Genomic DNA, 18,683 nt, shown 5'->3' on the forward strand with positions numbered 1-18,683 from the left:
CAGGTCGAGCCCCCCGGGCTCCTACTTAGGAGTCTTTCCAGCGTATTACAGGTGGAATCGATCCGGACACCGGGCGTCGTCGGGTCGGGGGTGCGCTTCAGCATTCGCTTGCGTCGACTGCGGCGGCGAGACCCTCGGTAGCGCATCCCGTCGACGGAGTAAACAAACCAGGACTGTTGCCCGACGGCGGTGCCGATCGCCAGGCGCTCCATTTGAGATCGCACGAACGTCTCAAAATGATCGAAGACAACCGGCTCTTCGATCGTTCCCAACTGTTCCAGGGACGCTCGATGAAACAGGTCGGCATGGCGGCCGAGACGCACACTCATCGTCATGACGGTCGAGGGTGAACAGCCCAGATACCGGGCAATCTGGCGATGGGCCGACCCCGCCACCAGCAATCCGGCGACGGGTCGCAGTAGCTCCGGCCGCTTGAGGTAGTAACTCGTGGCAAACGACTGACGGGAGAATGTGCGTTCGCACGTCCGGCATCGAAAACGAGGGACGCGCCGGTGAGGGTCACAGGCTCGACGGTAGTAGCCGACCCGCCGGGGACGGTACCCACGTCCCTGAACCCGATGATCAGGGCAGTCCGACTTCGGGCAATGAGGGGGACGAAATCGGTCGGGTCGTCTGCCTTCGATCGGCTGGCATGGAGTCCACATCGTCCAGGAGACATTGCGAGGACCGTGCCGCCGTACGATGCCGATTTACCCTGGGAATCTTGCGGGTGATGCAATCACATGTCCGCTGGCGGACGATCGGCGACCGGACGTATCACGCAACACACAACATTCTTCGAGCCACGTTGCGATCAGTTGCCCGAGGCCTCCCCGCACGCGTCAACGGCGAAGGCCCGATAGGCCAGGTTGCCGGCGGCGACGCCACCCACATGCGTTGCCGTCGCGGTCGACGGTGAACAGTCCATCCCAGCGGGGCATGGAATCTCGAGGTCCGTGTCGAGGTCGTACACCGTGATCAGGTAGGCGTCAGCACCGGCAACCGCGTTCCAAGACAGATCGATGTCGCCGCCGTTAATGGCAGTGAAGGGCGTCACCCCATCGCCGACGCGAAACGTGACACCGTCGAGCCGCGCCGGGTCTTCGAGGATCTGGTAGAACGCGCCGGACTGGAACGTCGTGACATCGAGGATGTCGGGGTCGGTGTAATCGATGGCGGTGGTGACCGTGGCTCGTACGTCGCTGCCTCCCCAACCGCTGATCACATAGGACGTCGGCTCGGAACCGGCAGGTGCACTCAGATAGCCCCCCTCACCGGGCAACGGCGAATGGTTCGGGTTGCCGGTCCAGTCTGCCAACGCCTCGGGCGTTGTCTCGGTTCCCCACGAGACGACGTAGCCATAGTTGGCGATGTTGGGTTCGCCGTTGAGGTTGGAGCCATCGTCCGGCAACGACCAGTCGACGCGGGTTCCCGAGAGACACGCGTCGGCGGTCATCTGAACCGGTGGGAACGGCCCCCACGTGAAGTCGGCGCCGTCGGACGTGTTGCCGTTGGCCGACCAATCGGTGCCCGTGATCGTGTCGTTGTTGGACGACGAGACGCTGGCCAGCAACCCGTACGTATCGTTGACCCAGAAGAAATCGAAGGTGCGGTTGGGAGTCGATCCCAGGGCACACGAGACGATGAAATCCAGACCGGCAATCAGGTCGGTGTCTTGACGCATCAGGAGTGACGGCAGGTAGTTGCCGGCGGGCACGTGGACGAACCCGTCCTCGAGGACTGTCATCTGAAATCCGGAATTCCCCGCCAGTTGCCCCTGGGCACGTGGCTGCGGGATCGTGCAGCCGGGATAGCACTGATCCCCGCACTGAGACGCGGCGGTCAGGCGCAGGCCGTTGCCATCGTTGCACGACGGCCAGTTGCCGGAGTTCCAGACATCGCCGACCCCCATGGTGGCGGTGGCGTTGTCGGGTCCGGTGAACTGGAAGAACCGCAAGAAGCGATCGGCTCCTCCCGCGCTTTGCTCGAAACAGACCTGGGTTCGATCGGACGCGTTCAGCACATCCTGTCCGGTGAACGGAACGTCGATGGATGGATTCGCGCCGGTGTCGTTGTCGTTGAGGGCGAAGAAGTCCTCGGTGTAGAGCGTGCCGAGGTCATCGTAGGTCGCGATCTTGAGGTAGGCCTGCCAGGTGCCGTCCGGCGGGGTGGCCGTCACGTCGCGCGTCGTGCAGTTGGCGAAACAGGGCGCCCCTGCCTGGTCGTCACGGGTGGAGTTGAACGTGCGGAAGTTCAGCACCGCCGTGTCGAGAGCCCCGAACTCCCAGACCTCCGGGAGTGTGACCTGCGAACCCGGATCATCGCCGTCCGGTTGGATGACGACATTGCTGGCGTCGGTGGCGATCATCGTCGGGATATCGATCCATGCCGGGTGGATCGCCGACAGGACCGTGTCGTTCACCGTGGTGTACTGAAGGAACCCGGTTCGTCCCGGTGTCAGACGATTGCTGAACGTCTGATAGTCGATCGTCATCAGGTTGTCGGCCTCGGGCGAGAAGCTCTGCAGCGTTTCGAGCTTGTCGACGACGAAGCCGTCGGCTCCCGGACGCCCCGTCAACCCTGCCAGGGCCCGTCCCTGCCGATCCAGGAAGAGGTAGGAAGTCGGCGCGGAGTTGTCCCGCAGGTCGCGAGTCTCCACGAGCAGAACCTCGGCCGGTCCCATTCCCGTCACGAGCAGTCCTTCGGCGACGACCCGCTGGCGACGCTGGATCCGTACACCGCTGTCGTCTCTTGCCGTCTCCAGGTGCCGGTCCCCAAGCCGCAGAGGTGCCATGGCAGGTCGTGTGCTCTCCCAGCGCAGGCCCGCCGAAAACTTTGGCGTCCATAACGGTTGGTCAAGCTCGCCTGACGAGTCGAGAAGACGACACGCGTCGCGGGTCGTGAAATCTTCCGGGCAGAGAGCCAGCTCCGCGCCGACCCGGTCGGCCTCGGTGCTGAGTCCGGCGTCGATCGGTTGCATCACCGACCACGATCGCCGTTGCCCGACCTTCTCGTAGGATCGAAGATCCCAGAACGTTCCACCGAAGAACGAATCGGTGAGGATGAGGAGCGACTCACCCGAAGCCGGCTCGTGTACCTGCAAGGTGAAACGGATCTCCTCGGAAAGCTGTTGTCGTTGCACCTCGATCGGTGCGGCGATGATCGCGCCGATACCGAATAGCAACCCGAGGCAGCATAGAAGCGTGGTGGTCAGTCTTCGATTCAGGTTCATGGCAGGTTCCCCCCAAACAAGCGTCCCCGGAATGTACGGTCATTTCCCCTGACTGGTTTCGGCCACGCCACCCCACGCGTAATGCAGGGCGATCGAGGCCCGACGATCCACGATATCGCCGAAAATATGCTGTTGGATGTCGTCGTCGAGGAGGTTGCTGACCTGTGCGGTGATCTCCAGCGGAGATCGTCGGAATCGGTAGCCACCCTTGAGCCCGACCAGTGTGTAGTCGGGAACATAGCCCCAGAAGTCCGACGTCAAGACATCCTGCCAGAACGTCTCACCGACATGATCGATGTTTAGCGACGTGTACCACTGTGCTCGGTCAAGTCGCGCAGAGAACGCGATCCTGTTCTCGGCAGGGATGTTGACAAACGATGCAGTATCAGCGACGAGACCGTCGCCATCCAGATCCATTCCCGCTGCGTCCTCGGCGATCACCGTGTCGATCCGACGATCCATCGGGATCCCGTCTGCGCGCGGGATACTCTGCCAGGAATAGTTCAACCCCAACGAGAGTCCGTTCGGTCCGTTCCAGTGGGTTCCGAGTTCGATTCCCCAGTTTCGTGCCGTCGCACCATTGTCGTACTGGAACAGAGACGGGATCTCACCATCGAGCAGGATCGACAGGGCTTCGTTGTAGGTTACCGCTCCGAACTGCGGGCAGAGTTGATTGAACGGTGGCAACGCATTGAGATACGGACAGACATCGACCGCCGGTGCTTCGTCAATGCCGTTGCCGTCGGGATCGGTTGGCAGGATGACATCGTCCAGGGTCCCGAACAGGCCGTCCACCCCCAGGCCGTAGCTGCCCTTCTGCGGAAAGTCGATCCCCTCCTCGGAGTTCGTCCGATAGACCGCCGCCGAGAGATCGAAGTCTCCTAGCTGTGCTGCATAGCCGATCTCGATCGAGCGCGTCGATTCTTCCTTCAACTCTCGCGAGCCGAGTGCCGATGTCACGGCGATATAGTCCGGAACCTCACCGGGCGGTGCACCGCAATTGTCGGGTTGCGACTGGCAGACGACCGCAGCGATCGGTTCGAAGAAGCCGAACGGGAACAAGTTGGGATCGATGACCTCGGCATCGAGCTCCGCCCAGTCGATGATCGCGACGGGAATCGTCGGCACCAACAGGTCGCTCTCGATCACCGACGGAGAGCGGAACGCCTGACCCCACGCCAATCGAATCGTCTGGGTCTCGTTCGGTTTGAACCGCAGCGCGGCTCGCGGCGAGAGGACCGTGCCGATGGTCTCGGTGAAATGATCGATTCGGGCGCCGGCGTCGAGCCACACCCTGTCGTGAAGCCTGAGATCCGTCTCCGCGAAGATGCTGAACTGGGTCCGCACCTTTCCATCCGGCGCGATGCTCAGTTCGTAGCGAGTTCGTTGCACCTCGCTACCCCAGGCGAGGATGCCACGGCTCCCGAGCAGCGTCTTTCCGCGGAACGCGGAATGCACCTTCCCGGATCGAAAGCCGAACGGGATCGCGTTGATCAGGTTGAGGGCCCCGCCGTCAAACCACGACGCATCGATCTGTGCCTCGTAGGGTCCGTACTGATAGCGGCCCTGGACGTACGAGTTGGAAGTGCCGGGGTCGATATCGAACGGACCCAGCCCCGTCGCGATCCAGCCACGGGTGCGACCCCAGCCGCCCTGCAGGATCCAGCGGGCCCCGGACTCGCTCTCCCAGTCGGCGCGCAGATCCAGGGACGGTTGATCGGTACCGGAGTCGCGGAACCCGTCCTCGATCAGACCGAGGTCGGGATCGACCACCTCACCGAACAGGTTGGTGATCGTCTGTGGCCGACGGAACGCGTCGGCCTCGAAGAAACTGCCCTTTATGCGCAACGCCCAGTCACCGACCAGAAAACTGTGTTGTGCGTCGATCCTGCGGGAGGCGTAGCTGCCCGAGGTGATCGAGAGGCGGCCGCCGAGGGTCTCCGCCGGAGACTTGGTGATGATGTGAACGAGGCCACCGACCGCATTGGCGCCCCACAACGACGACGAGGGACCCCGGACGACCTCGACGCGATCGACCAGTGAGAAGTCCGTCGGTGCAAATTCCCAGAGGATGAAGCCGAGAAAGTCCTGATAGATCGAGCGCCCGTCGGCCAACGCCAAGGTCGAGTTGTTGATCCCGCCGGTTGCACCCCGGGACGAGATGTTGACGTCGCGGGAGCTGAACTGAACGACGTTGATGCCCGGAACCCGACGAAGATGATCTGTCAGTTGCTCGCCGCTACCGGTCTCGAGGGCTTCGCCATCGATCACGGAGACGGCGGTCGGTGAATCGAGCAACGCCTGGGTCGTCGCCGAGGCCGAGACGACGACCGTCTCGGTGATCGTCTTCTTCCGTTTCTTCTTCTTGCCTTCGGCTTCGTCGTCTTTCTCATCGGGAGCCGACCACGCGGGCGTCGCGACGAGCAAGAGAATCAGTAGCAGACGGATCAACGTCCCGTCCTAGGCCTGGACGCCGGTCCGCTCTGCAAGAAGCTGACGCAGCTTCGTAAGATCCGCCGCGAAGTTGCGGATGCCCTCCGCGAGTTTCTCGGTCGCCATCGCGTCTTCGTTGAGCATCCAGCGGAACATCTGTTCGTCCATCGCGATCCGATCGGGGCTGGGGTCGGAGACCTCCTGGCCGCCGAGCTTTTGCGGGACCTCGCCCTCGGCCGCCTGAAGCTCGTCCAGTAACGAGGGCGCGATGGTCAACAGGTCGCAGCCGGCCAACTCGAGGATCTGACCGCTCTTACGGAAACTGGCACCCATCACCTCGGTCTTGTAACCGAAGTGTTTGAAATACTCGTAGATGGTGCGTACCGACCCGACGCCGGGGTCGTCCTCCAACGGAATATCGTCGACACCTTGCGCCTTCCGATACCAGTCGTATATCCGGCCGACAAACGGACTGATCAGCGTGACGCCGGCTTCTCCGCAGGCCACGGCCTGACCGAAACCGAACAACAGCGTCAAATTGCAGTGGATGCCCTCGTTCTCGAGTTGGTCTGCCGCTCGGATCCCTTCCCAGGTCGAGGCGATCTTGATCAACACGCGTTCGCGTTCGATGCCGGCATCCTTATAGAGGTCGATCAACCGGTGGGCCCTGGCGATCGTCGCCTCGGTATCGAAGGAAAGGCGTGCATCAACCTCGGTGGAGACTCGGCCCGGAATCAGCTGGAGGATCTTGTGACCGAAGTTGACCGCCAGTCGGTCCATCGTCGCGTCGAGTCGATCGACGCCGGCCTGACTCTCTCCCCAGCGAACCGCCTCGTCGACCAGATCCCGGTAGGCCTCGATCTGGGCCGCCTTGTAGAGCAGCGATGGGTTGGTCGTGGCGTCCTGTGGGCGATAGCGGGCGATCGAGTCGATGTCCCCCGTATCCGCGACGACGGTCGTCCACGCTTTCAGTCCTTCCAGCTTGTTCATGGTCGCTCCAGCCAATGAAAATCCCGCGTGGAAGCCAGTATAACGGTCCCTCCGCCCGTGAACGCCCAAAAACGCCCTATCTGGGAGGTGGTTTCCGCCGGTGGCAGGGACTTATATTCCCGTCGTGCTCGATACAGACCTTGAGAGGACCCTCGCCCGGGATATTCAGGCGGCCCTCGCCGAAGTCACCGGAACCGAAGAGGTCGCGGATGCCGTTCGTCCATTCGTAGACGGCCAGCAGGCCGGGGGCACCGGTGCGATTCAGGTCCTGGTCGATCCGTCCACCGGGGAGCCGTTTTGTAACGTCGCCCTGGCCGGTCCGGAGGATGTGTTGCAGGCCGTCGAGGCCGCGGGGCGTGCCTACCCTCTCTGGCGGAGTACCGCCTACGAGGAACGGGGTTCGCTCCTTCGACGACTGTCGGTCTTGATCCGTCATCACGCCGATCGTCTGGCAGAGATCATCGCCCACGAACAGGGAAAACCGAAACACGAAGCGCTGGCGATGGAGATCCTCCCCGCGCTGGATCACCTTAAGTTCATCATCTTCCATGCCGAGCGATTCCACGCCGGTCTGGCCGTCGAACCGCGTCACCCGTACTACGCCCACAAGCGGGCCCACTACCTCTATGACGCCATCGGTGTCGTGGCGCTCGTCACGCCGCGGGCCATGCCGTTCGCCACACCGCTGATTCAGGTCGCCGCGGCGCTGGCCATGGGCAACGCCGTGGTCCTGAAACCCTCAGAGCACACGCCGTTGTCGGGAATCGAGATCGGTCGACTCTGTGCGGAGGCAGGTTTTCCGCGCGGAATCGTCAACGTGGTTCCGGCGGTCCCCGAGGACACGCTGCACCTCGTCGCCCATCCGCGTATCGATAAGGTATTCGTCACCGGTGGCCTGGAGACCGGACAGAGTGTGATGGCGACGGCCGGTTGCTCTCCTCGACCCGTCGTCCTGAGCCTGGGTGGAAAACATCCAACGATCGTCGCCGGCGATGCCGACATCGAGCGGGCGGCGCGAGGCATCGTCTGGGGCGCGTTCGCCAACTGTGGTCAGAGTTGCGGATCCGTCGAGCGGGTCTACGTCGAAGAACGGGTCGCCACCAAATTCATCGAACGCGCGTTGCATCACGTCCAACAGCTTCAAGTGGGCAGTGCGGTCGACGACGGCATCGACATGGGTCCGATGCAGTCGGAAGCCGATCGGACTCGGGTCCACCAACAGGTTCAGGACGCCGTCAACCAGGGCGCCCAGTGTATGCACGGCGGTGAGATCCCCCACGGTCCCGGAAGCTTCTATCCGCCGACGATCCTGACGGACGTTCCCAACGACTGCCGTTTGATGCAGGAAGAGACCCTCGGTCCGGTCCTGCCGATTGTCGTTGTCGAGAGTCTCGAGCGGGCCATTCTTCTGGCAAACGAAAGTCAGTACGCGTTGGCGGCCAGTGGCTGGACGAGCTCCTCCCATCAGGCGGAGCGAATGATGGTGGGGCTGCAGGCCGGTGTCGTGACGATCAACGACCTGCTCTATTCCTACGGCGAACCCAGCGCCACCTGGTCCGGCTATCGACGAAGCGGAATCGGTCAGAACCACGGAACACCGGGACTCCGCGAAATGTCTCGCCAGCGATTCGTCTCATTCGACGCCAACTCCCTGGAGGCGCCGGCGTACTCGTATCCCTACAACGACGACGCCGAGGAGATGGTGCAGAACAGCATCCAGCATTTGCACGGCACCGGGAAGATGGCGCGCTTCAAGGCCTGGTGGCGTCTGATCCGAAACGAACGGTTCCGTCGTCGTGTCGACCTTCGGACACTGATCTTCTCGCGCAAGCGTCAGCTGCGCTAGTCTCACAACAGTTCCTGTTACCCTCCGGCACCGGATTGAGATAAGGTCGGTTGGCCCGCAACCGACGAGGTGCCAAAATGCCCAAACTGAAGCTGCACTGGTGGATCCTGATCGGGATCGGCGTCGGGATCCTCGCCGGCTGGTATGCCAATCAGGCCTACCCCGAGGAAGTTGTCAAGCACACCTTCCTCTATCAGTCCTTCGACGGCATCGCGCGAATCTTTCTGAACCTGCTCAAGATGGTCGTGGTCCCGCTGGTCTTCTTCACACTCGTCAGCGGTCTTATTGGAATGGGTGACGCCTCGCGGTTGGGGCGCATCGGTACGCGAACGTTCGGTCTCTACATCCTGACCAGCCTGATCGCCTGCGTCTCCGGCCTGCTGTGGGTCAACACCCTTCGACCCGGGGCCAACTTGAGCCTGGCCATGCCACACGATCCGGTGGACACGAGCGGTGTGCCGCAGACCTTCTGGGATGTCCTGGTCAACATCGTTCCGTCCAACGTCATCGATGCCGCCGCACGAACCGAACTGGTCGGTGTCATCTTCTTCGCCATCCTCTTCGGCGTGTTTATTCTCAAGATCGGCGATGAGCAGCGAGAGACGATGACCCGGTTCATCAAAGCCGGTAGTGAAGTGATGATGAAGATGGTGGGCTTTGTCATCGCATTGGCGCCCATCGGCATTGCCGGCCTGATCGCGCGCATGTTGGCCATCGTCGGTCTGGATGCGTTGCGCGCCATGCTGCCTTACGTCCTCACCGTATTCCTGGCACTGTTCACCCACATGCTGGTAACGCTACCGATCCTGGTCTGGGTGATGACCCGACGCAATCCCTACCGCTTCCTCTCGAAGATGATGCCGGCCCTCGTGACCGGTTTCTCGTCGGCCAGCAGCAGCGGCACGTTGGGCGTGACAATGGAGCGCGCCGAGAAGGGAGCGGGCATCTCCAATCGGATCGCCAGCTTTGTCTTACCGATCGGTGCCACCGTCAACATGGACGGAACCGCGCTCTACGAAATCGTCACGGTCCTCTTCATCGCCCAGGTCCACGCCGGCGTCGACCCCAACTTCTCGCTGACCATCGGCCAACAGCTGATGGTGGTCTTCCTGGGCCTGACCATCAGCATTGGTGCGGCCGGCATCCCTCATGCGGGCCTGGTGATGATGGTGATCATCCTCCACGCGGTCGGGCTACCGATCGAGTACACCGGGTTGATCTGGACCGTCGATCGGGTCCTGGACATGCTACGCACCTCCGTCAACATCTCTGGCGACTCGTGTATCACCCTGATCGTGGCCCACGGCGAGGGCGAAATCGCCGATGGGCGCCCCTGACCCACAGAAGGTCCATAAAATCCGGTTGTGCGGGATATCCCTCACCCAGAATCCCCGTTGTCAGGGGGACGCTTTTACGTACCTTATTGGGAGATCTTACCGGTGGGAGGGCCATGGTCATGGATACGAGAGCACTACGTTTACTGGGTTCGGTCGCTGTTTCGTTCCTGCTGGTCGGTGTGGCTGCCGCCCAGGTAGGCGAGATTCCCAATCTGCCTGCCGACCGACCGACCCACGACGACGTCGCAGACGACCTTCTGAGCCTCGATGAACTGCGCTCGGCGGGCCTGACGATGTTCACGACACCGTTCAACACACTGGACGGTTATGGCGACGGGCCCCTCAACCTGAACGACACCGTCTCGCCCGGTGGGCGTCCGACGCTCCAGGGCAACGGCACCTTCCTCCGTATCAACGGCCTCGATGCTCAGACTTGTTTCGAGTGTCACACCATCGTCCGTGGATCCGAGATCCCCGCAGAACTCGGCCTCGGTGGCGCCGGCGGCTCCAACTCCAACGCCATCATCATGCCGACCTCCATCGACCCGGCGGACCTGGACGATTTCGACGGCACCGCCGGATTCAACGGTCGCTTCGCCAACCCGCCGTTCCTGTTCGGCGTCGGTGGCCTCGAGTTGGTGGCCAGCGAGATGACCGCCGACCTGCAGGCGCTGAAGGCGCAGGCGGTGAGCCAACCCAACATCCCGGTTGACCTGATAACGAAAGGCGTCTCGTTTGGCCGGATTACCTGGGATGGCAATAAGTTCGACGAGGAAGAGATCGAGGGAGTCAACGCCGACCTGGTGATTCGACCGTTCGGCCGCAAGGGCGAGAACTTCTCCATCCGCGATTTCGACATCGGGGCCATGCAGTTCCACTTCGGCATGCAGCCGTCGGAGGCGGTGGGCGACGGAGTCGACGCCGACGGGGATGGGGTCTTTGACGAGATCACCCGTGGCGATCTTTCGGTACTCAGCGTCTTCCTCGCGGCCCTCGAGCGACCGGTCGTCGAGGCCCAGGGACAAGAGGGCAAGAACGGAGCCAAGCACTTTGACGAGATCGGTTGTGTCGACTGTCACATCCCGACCCTGCACACCCGTTCGCGCAACCTGAGTCTGCGCTTCCCCGAGGTTCCGACCGATCCCTCCGCCAACGTCTTCTACGAGATCGATCTGACCCGCAAGCCGGCGCGCTTCGACCGAAGCCGACTGGGTGGGATCGAGGTTCCCCTGTTTGCCGATATGAAACGTCACGACCTGGGCCCGGACATGGCCGAGTCGTTCCACGGTGCCGACGAGCAGACTCGGAGCGAATTCACGACCGCCCGTCTGTGGGGTGTTCGGGATTCGGCGCCCTACCTCCACGATGGTCGTGCCACGACGCTGACCGAGGCGATCATGGCCCACGGCGGTGAGGCCGCGGACCAGCGAGATGCGTTCGTCGCGCTGAGCGATCGGCAGACCGAAGAATTGCTGGAGTTCCTGCGAACGCTGCGGGCTCCCACGAGCCCGGCGGTAGATCTCTTGCACTGACGTCCGGTCCGGTTATGCTGAGGGTCTGCACCTCGTGATCGCCGGAGGGATGGTGGCATGGAAGAGATCGCTCTCGACGAGCTGAAACGTCGCCTCGAAGACGAGGACCGACTGGAGATCGTCGACATCCGCGAGGCCGCGGAGCACGAGGCCTGGCATATCGCCGGTAGCCGAAATCTTCCGGTCTACAACGCGCTGCGTCTTCAGGACCCCAGCGGTCTCGTCCAGGCAGCCAAGGCGTTGCCCCGCGATCGCCCGCTCGTCACGGTCTGTCGTGCCGGCATCATGTCCTTGCAGGCTGCTGCCGTGCTGCGATCCATTGGATTCGAGGCGTTCAGTCTTCAAGGTGGGATGCGCGGGTGGAGCGAGGCCTGGAGCCGGGCGACCGTCGTCGATACACCGTTTCGATTGATCCAGATCCGTCGCAACGGGAAGGGCTGTCTTAGTTACATGATCGCCGACGGTGAAGAGGTGATCGTCGTTGATCCCTGTATCGACGCCGGCGTCTACGTCGAGTTGGCGGATGAAATGGGTGCACGGATCACGCAGGTCGTGGAGACCCACGTCCACGCCGACCACATCTCTCGTGCGCGGGCGCTTGCGGACACCACCGGAGCGGCGCTCTGTCTCCCCAGAAACGATCGTGTGACGTTCGACTACCAGCCGATCGACGATGAGGATCTTCTCAGCGTGGGGTCGGTATCCGTTCGTGCCATTCGTACACCGGGCCACACGGGGGAAAGCACCTGCTATCAGGTGGGAGACGACTGGCTACTCAGCGGTGACACGGTGTTTGTCGGGGCCGTTGGACGTCCGGACCTCGAGAAGGGCGACGCCGGTGCCCGGCGTGGTGCCGAGATGCTGTACGGCTCTCTCACGGAGCGGATCCTGCAGCTGGCCGAGACGGTGACCATCCTTCCCACCCACCACGCCGGTGAGATTCTCTTCGACGGGATTCCGGTGGCGACGACCCTCCGCGAGCTTCGCAGCGAGCTGCCGTTACTCACTCTCGATCAGGAGGCCTTCGTGGGCCGGGTGGTCGATAGCCTGCAGGGCAAGCCGGGCAACTTCGAGACGATTATCGGGATCAACGAGGGGCGGCTCGAGCTGGGTGACGCGTCACCCCTGGATCTCGAGGCCGGCCCCAACCGCTGCGCCGCGGGCTGAACGACTTCCAGAGATGATTGCCCGCGTCCGCCGCCTCTATCGCGAGGCCTATCGCGGTCTACCCCGCGAATTATGGCTGCTCGCCGCCGCGACGATGATCCATCGGGCCGGCACGATGGTCCTTCCGTTTCTCTCGCTCTATCTGACGACGCAACGAGAGTTCAGCATCGGCGTGACAGGCCAGATCATCGGCACCTACGGTCTTGGTTCGATCATCGGCTCCTTCGTCGGTGGGCAGCTGGCGGATCGGATCGGCGCCCGCAGGACGATGTTCCTCAGCCTGACGATCAGTGGTGTGGGCTATCTGATCCTGAGTCAGTTGGACGATCTCTGGGCCATCACCATCGCGGTCTTTTTCGTCAGCGCGGTGGCCGAGGCATTTCGTCCCGCCGTGATGGCCTGCTTCGCCCGGTTCGCGCCGGAAGACGCCACGGCCCGCAGTTTCGCCCTGTTGCGACTGGCCGCCAATATCGGTGTCAGTATCGGACCGGCGGTCGGTGGGTTGATCGCGCTCTACAGCTACCACTGGCTCTTCATCGTTGACGCGATCACCTGCTGGGTCGCTGCGATCGTGCTCCATATCTTCCTGGCGGGGCCCCGCGTGCACGCGGAGGATCGGGCGCAACCGGATCCGAACTCCATCTCTCCGTGGACCGACGGACCGTTCCTGGCGTTGCTCCTGATCGTGGTCGGGATCGCCAGCATCTTCTTTCAGATTACCAGCACGTTCCCGCTCTATCTGAAGGAGATCCGTGGGTTCCGCGAAGATATGATCGGTGCGGTTTTCGCGCTGAACGCCGTGGTGATCGCCATCTTCGAGATGTTGTTGATGTTGTGGCTCAATCGGTTCCGAAAGATGCGGGTGATCGCCTTCGGTGCCGCCCTGATCTGCATCGGTTTCGGGTTGATGCCTTTTAGCGGTTCGCGACCCTATATTCTCTTCACGGTTTTGGTCTGGACACTCGGTGAGATGATCTGTCTGCCCTACATCAATGCCCTGGTCGCGGAGCGCGCGGGACGAACCCATCAGGGTCGATACATGGGTCTCTATGTCTCCGCATTTGCATCGGCGTTCGTCTTCGCTCCGATCATCGGTACCCAGGTGTATCAGCGATATGGCCCTGATACACTCTGGTTTGGTATTGCCGTGATGGCCCTACCGCTGGCAGTGGGGTCGCTCTTGCTGGAGCGACACCTGTCCGTCGTACCGGCGGCAAAACGGACCGACGAGGTAGCCCGATGAGTCTGGAGCCGACACGAGTTCTGGTCGTCGAGGACAACCCGATCAATCGCAAGGTCGCCCTGTCGATGCTGGGGACCCTCAACTGCGATTGCGTCGAGGCCCATGACGGGGAACAGGCGATCGCCGCCATGCGACAGGCCCACTACGACATCGTCTTCATGGACTGTCAGATGCCAGGAACCGACGGATTCGAGGCGACCCGTGTCATTCGAATCGAAGAGGCGACAGCGGGCCGACATACACCGGTGGTGGCGCTGACCGCCAACGCCATGAAGGGTGACCGCGAGCGGTGTCTCGATGCAGGCATGGATGACTACATCTCGAAGCCCGCTCGCATCTCAGACCTGAAGCGGGCCCTCGACCAGTGGGTACCCGCCCGCGCGACAGACTCCTAGAACTGCTCGGGTAGCGTGGGTCGATTCTTCAGGACCGTTTCCACTCGGTCCATGACTTCGTCGTCTAGTTTGTCCACGATCTCCAGCGTCTGGAGATTGTGACGCAGCTGCTCCACCCTGGACGCCCCCAGGATGACGGTGCTGACGTTGGGATTCCTGAGACACCACGCGATGGCCAATTGGGGCATCGAGATGCCGAGATCGTTCGCGATCGGATTCAGATCGATCGCGGTCTGGATCTTACGTCGCCCCTCTTCCGTTTCCAGTTGCTCCCGCAACCACTGGTAGTCCGGCAGCGCCATCCGTGAGTCGTCGGGAATTCCCGCGGCATACTTTCCGGTGAGGATTCCGGACGCCAGCGGCGACCAGATCGTGGTCCCGAGTCCAACACCGTCGTAGAGTCGGTGGTACTCACGCTCGACCCGATCGCGATGCAACATGTTGTACTGCGGTTGCTCCATGGTGGGTGGATGACAGCCCAGAGCCCGCGCACAACCGTGCGCTTCCTGGATCTGCTGCGCCGACCATTCGGAGGTGCCCCAGTAGAGCACCTTGCCCTGCCGGATCAAATCATCCATCGCGCGGACGGTCTCCTCGATCGGTGTCTCGAGGTCCGGGCGGTGACAGAAGAACAGATCGAGATGATCGACCTGAAGACGACGCAGCGCACCGTGACACGCCTCGACGACATGCTTGCGGTGGAGTCCACGCTGGGTCGGCAGATCACCACCCCAGTAGACCTTGCTGGAAACGCAGAACGTATCCCGAGACCAACCGAGGTCGGCGAGAACCTGACCCATGATCCGTTCCGACTCGCCGGCGGCGTAGACCTCGGCGTTGTCGAAGAAGTTGACGCCGGCGTCGTAAGCGCAGGTAAGCAGCTCGGTGGCCGCCTTTCGATCGACCTGAAACGAGAACGTGACCCACGATCCGAACGAGAGAGCACTGACCTTGAGACCGGACCGACCAAGACGACGATATTCCATGAACAAGGCTCCTGTTACGGGATCACGTTTGTCGGGATGAGTTCCAGCGAATGTTGTGTGTCACCGGGAAGAAACGCCGATGGTCTCCCCTCTGCCCAGTCACGATGTCCTTCACGATAGAACGGCGAGGACGGATGACCGCTCTGGCCGCCAGGCATGTGGAAGTAGCCCTCTTCTTCGCGTCCCGGCGAGACCACGAACCGTTGGGATGCGCCGAAGCCGATCGACTGGACCCGGGGCATGTGGCCTCCGCCGGGGAGTGACTCGATTGGCATATCCAGCCAGTCTGCAAGTTGAGGAACGGCGCGAGAGATCGGGTGCCGGAAGCGAACCCGGTTTCGCTGCCCCCAGCTCTTGTCGGCGAGTGTTTCGTTCTCGTCGGTCAGGAGCCCCTCGATGGCGGCGTCGACGCCGGCAAGTAGCGCATCGTTCCAGCTCTCGTAGGTCGGATCCAGGAGATGGACCGGACGCTCGGTGACGAGGGCCCACAGGGGACCCTCCCACTGGCTGATGCCGGTCAGTGAGAAGTCCGGATCGACGGCAAGACAGGCGGCGACGATGGGGTCGAAGACCCGATCGGCCAGGAACAGACGATAGGCCCGTACGAGTCGGAAGCCGACGGAGTCGATGGACGCGTGACCGCTCCAGTCATCCTTCACCCAGCGGCGGAACTCTTCTCGTTGTGGGTGGCCCGTGACGGCGGCGTCATTCAGGAGGTCCAGCAGCAGCGTTCGCCAACGATCCAGGAACAGGGCGCGATCGTCCAGTTGGATCGCAAGGAGGTCCTTTGCCCCGACCACCGCTCGCGCTCGAAGCCCGTCACGGATCTGTGCGGCACGGGCACCGACAACCAGAAACTCGTCGCCGATCTTCTGCAGCGACTCTCCACCGATCACCCGATTGTTGGCGGTCCAGATCCTGCCACCGGGCGGATCGACCCAGCTTGGTGCTTCGTCCTCACCGAGGATCCCGTCCCAGCGGGGCCCGTCCGGCGACCAGAACCGTGGGGTGACACCGTCCAACCCACCGACCCTCCGTGGAATCGGTCCGGCGATCGCCCAACCCGCGCGACCGGACCGATCGACGACGTTGAGGTTCTGGGCCGGGATCCCGCAACGGTTCGCGACAGCCAGTGCCTGGTCCAGGTCACGAGCCGAAGCCATTTCGATCAGTTGCAGATTGGCGCCTTGCGGTTGGTGGGCCATCCAGTGGATCGCCTCGCCGACGCCGCCTTCATCCTGACGAAGGATCGGGCCCCAACGGGTCTCTCGCACCGTCAACGTGACCGGCTCACCATCGTGAACCGTGATGACCTCGTCGAAGGACTCGACATCTTCGAACTTGTCCCCGGCCCGATACCGATCACGATCATCGGTGGCGAACTCGATCTTCACGATGTCCAGCCAGTCGCCCTGGCTATTGGTGAAGGCCCACGCGACGTCGCCATTGGAACCCGCGACGATGGCCGGCACACCGGGAAGGGTCACGCCTGCCACACGACGGGGTTCGGGATCGTCGTACTCCAGGACGGTCCGGTACCAGATGTTGGGCATCGAGTGGCCAAGATGCATGTCGCCGGCCAGCCACGCGTGGCCGTCGGCTCCGACCTGGTCTGATACCGCGAAGGCGTTGCTGCCAAGCGCGGCGGGCAGCTCAAACTCATCGGTTGCCTTCGTGCCGGGGCTTCGATCATGTCGAACGTAGCCCGGCTGCCGCAGGTCGAAGACCGACGCCGGCGGAATCTCGGCGATGACCACGGCGCTGTCGTCGAGAGCCGCATCCCATGCGGTGCCGACCGGAAGAAGAAACTCCGCCAACGGTAACGGGAGTTCCGTTCGCAGCAGGTCACGCTGTCGTTCGATGCTTCCACGACTCCCCTGTAGCTGGAAGTACATCGCGTACAGCGTCAGGAACGAGTCCTCCGGTTGCCAGGGTCGTGGGGTCTGACGCAACAGAAGATACTCGGGCGGCGGTGGACCCAGTCGCTGCAGTCCGCTGTTCACCCCGTCGGTGTACGCCAGTAATACCTGCCGATGTACCTCGGGGAGTTCCGCAACCCGTTCCCGGGCCCGGCTGCGAAAACGATGAAAGCGTGATTGGCGATCGGCATCGACGGCGGCGGCGCCGATCAGTTCTGCCAACTCCCCCGCCGCCTGTCGGCGCTGGAGGTCCATCTGAAAGAACCGATCCTGACCGTGCACGAATCCCAGAGCGCCCATCGCGTCAACTCGATCAACCGCTCGGATCGTCGGGACCCCCGCAGCATCTCGGTCGACCTGAACCGGCTGCGAGATTCCGACCGCCTCCAACGAACCATCCAGTTGGGGAAGACTGCCGTGGACGCGACCACGCAGCCAGAGGAACAAGCCCGCGACCACCAGAAGCACGACCAACACCAGAACCCCGGCGATACGCAGGAACCGCCGCCAGTTCATGGCTTGTCCGAGAGATCGACGGTGATCTTGCCGAAGTGCCGTCCGGCCGCCATGTGCTCGAAAGCGGCAACGCAGTCGTTCAACGAGAACGTTCGATCGACGACCGGTCGTAGCTGGGCCTCCTCCAGGGTGCGGTTCATCGCGACAAACTGTGCTCGATGCCCGACGAAGATCCCCTGCACCCGGACCTGACGCATCAGGATCGGTGCCAGGTTCAGCTCCGTCACAAGCCCGGTCAGGTTTCCGATCAGGCTGATCGTGCCACCCATCCGCACACTCCGCAGCGCCTGCGGAAGGGTCTCCGCACCTCCGACCTCGATGACCTGATCGACGCCGCGACCGTCGGTGGTCTCCTTCACGAACTTCGACCAGTCCGGCTGCTCTCGATAGTTGACGGTGTAGCTGGCCCCAAACTCTCTGGCTCGCTCGAGTTTTGCATCGGAGCTGGAGGTGACCCACACGCGGGCACCCAGATGAACGCCCAACTGCAACGCGAAGAGCGAGACGCCTCCGGTGCCCTCGACAACGATCGTGCGGCCGTTGACGGAGGGATCGGATCCGGTCAATGCACTCCAGGCCGTCAGCGCCGCACAGGGCAGTGTCGCCGCCTCATCGTCGGTGAGGTAGTCCGGCGTCTTCACGACCCCGTGCTCCGGCAACACGATGGACTGACAGAGCGTCCCGTCCAACGGTCCGCCAAGGGTTCGTCCGACCCGCTCCGGTGTGGGATCGCCGTCGATCCAGCCCTGAGCGAAGAGCGTCATCACCCGGTCGCCGTTTTTGTGAAGCTGGACGTCGCGGCCGATCTCGACGATCTCACCGACACCGTCGGAGCAGGGAATCAACGGAAGTGGCTGGCGAGGGTTGTACTGGCCGCGGACCATCAACAGGTCTCGGTAGTTGAGGGAGGCCCGTCGCAGGGCGACCCGAACCTCTCCCGGGCCTACGGCCGCCGCCGACCGCCGGACGGTCCGCAGCTTGTCGAGGCCGAACCCGTCACCGATCTCTACTGCTCTCATGGGAACCCCCGAAACCCGTCACGAGTACGAATAACTATTGTAAGTAGTATCGACTTGACCCTTCTCAT

At 62.7% G+C, this 18,683-nt stretch carries 13 protein-coding genes; 6 read left to right on the forward strand and 7 right to left on the reverse strand.

Going from position 1 to position 18,683, the window contains the following annotated elements; all coding sequences use genetic code 11:
- From OES25_08650 to tal, 4 genes are all read right to left on the reverse strand, one after another.
- The coding region (locus OES25_08650) for a hypothetical protein (protein MDH3627710.1) at positions 1 to 329 on the reverse strand (329 nt) is incomplete at its 3' end.
- A gap of 485 nt (positions 330 to 814) precedes the next feature.
- On the reverse strand, positions 815 to 3,232 hold the full coding sequence (locus OES25_08655; protein MDH3627711.1) for a hypothetical protein: 2,418 nt from the start codon (positions 3,230 to 3,232) through the stop codon (positions 815 to 817).
- Positions 3,233 to 3,271: 39 nt separating this feature from the next.
- Entirely contained in the window at positions 3,272 to 5,683 is a 2,412-nt protein-coding gene (locus OES25_08660) for a TonB-dependent receptor (protein MDH3627712.1), read from the reverse strand.
- Positions 5,684 to 5,692: 9 nt separating this feature from the next.
- A complete protein-coding gene (tal, locus tag OES25_08665; GenBank protein ID MDH3627713.1) occupies positions 5,693 to 6,655 on the reverse strand; it encodes a transaldolase in 963 nt (320 codons plus the stop codon).
- Positions 6,656 to 6,779: 124 nt separating this feature from the next.
- On the opposite strand from tal, the gene OES25_08670 reads away from it, so the two are divergent.
- The 6 genes from OES25_08670 (at position 6,780) to OES25_08695 (ending at position 14,175) form a co-directional block, all read left to right on the forward strand.
- Positions 6,780 to 8,501: an aldehyde dehydrogenase family protein gene (locus OES25_08670; protein ID MDH3627714.1), complete on the forward strand. Its 1,722-nt coding sequence runs from the start codon at positions 6,780 to 6,782 to the stop codon at positions 8,499 to 8,501.
- Between the two features lie 77 nt (positions 8,502 to 8,578).
- Positions 8,579 to 9,838, forward strand: a complete 1,260-nt coding sequence (locus OES25_08675; GenBank protein MDH3627715.1) for a dicarboxylate/amino acid:cation symporter — start codon at positions 8,579 to 8,581, stop codon at positions 9,836 to 9,838.
- 119 nt (positions 9,839 to 9,957) lie between these two features.
- Positions 9,958 to 11,370 (forward strand): hypothetical protein, encoded by a 1,413-nt coding sequence (locus OES25_08680; GenBank protein MDH3627716.1) that lies wholly within the window; start codon positions 9,958 to 9,960, stop codon positions 11,368 to 11,370.
- Positions 11,371 to 11,427: 57 nt separating this feature from the next.
- Complete coding sequence (locus tag OES25_08685) at positions 11,428 to 12,537, forward strand: MBL fold metallo-hydrolase (GenBank protein MDH3627717.1); 1,110 nt, start codon at positions 11,428 to 11,430, stop codon at positions 12,535 to 12,537.
- A gap of 13 nt (positions 12,538 to 12,550) precedes the next feature.
- The gene (locus OES25_08690) at positions 12,551 to 13,780 is read left to right on the forward strand and encodes an MFS transporter (GenBank protein ID MDH3627718.1); all 1,230 of its coding nucleotides are present in this window, start codon (positions 12,551 to 12,553) and stop codon (positions 13,778 to 13,780) included.
- The gene (locus tag OES25_08695; GenBank protein ID MDH3627719.1) at positions 13,777 to 14,175 is read left to right on the forward strand and encodes a response regulator; all 399 of its coding nucleotides are present in this window, start codon (positions 13,777 to 13,779) and stop codon (positions 14,173 to 14,175) included. Before OES25_08690 ends, OES25_08695 begins: the two co-directional genes overlap by 4 nt.
- On the opposite strand, the gene OES25_08700 is transcribed toward OES25_08695, so the two are convergent.
- From OES25_08700 to OES25_08710, 3 genes are read right to left on the reverse strand one after another with little or no spacing between them, the layout of a single operon-like run.
- The gene (locus OES25_08700) at positions 14,172 to 15,161 is read right to left on the reverse strand and encodes an aldo/keto reductase (protein MDH3627720.1); all 990 of its coding nucleotides are present in this window, start codon (positions 15,159 to 15,161) and stop codon (positions 14,172 to 14,174) included. The two genes, OES25_08695 and OES25_08700, sit on opposite strands and share 4 nt — an antisense overlap.
- 14 nt (positions 15,162 to 15,175) lie before the next feature.
- Positions 15,176 to 17,596 (reverse strand): penicillin acylase family protein, encoded by a 2,421-nt coding sequence (locus OES25_08705; GenBank protein ID MDH3627721.1) that lies wholly within the window; start codon positions 17,594 to 17,596, stop codon positions 15,176 to 15,178.
- The gene (locus tag OES25_08710) at positions 17,593 to 18,615 is read right to left on the reverse strand and encodes an NAD(P)-dependent alcohol dehydrogenase (protein ID MDH3627722.1); all 1,023 of its coding nucleotides are present in this window, start codon (positions 18,613 to 18,615) and stop codon (positions 17,593 to 17,595) included. Before OES25_08710 ends, OES25_08705 begins: the two co-directional genes overlap by 4 nt.
- Positions 18,616 to 18,683: the final 68 nt, after the last annotated feature.

Source organism: Acidobacteriota bacterium (genome assembly GCA_029861955.1).
GTDB lineage: Bacteria > Acidobacteriota > Polarisedimenticolia > Polarisedimenticolales > Polarisedimenticolaceae > JAOTYK01.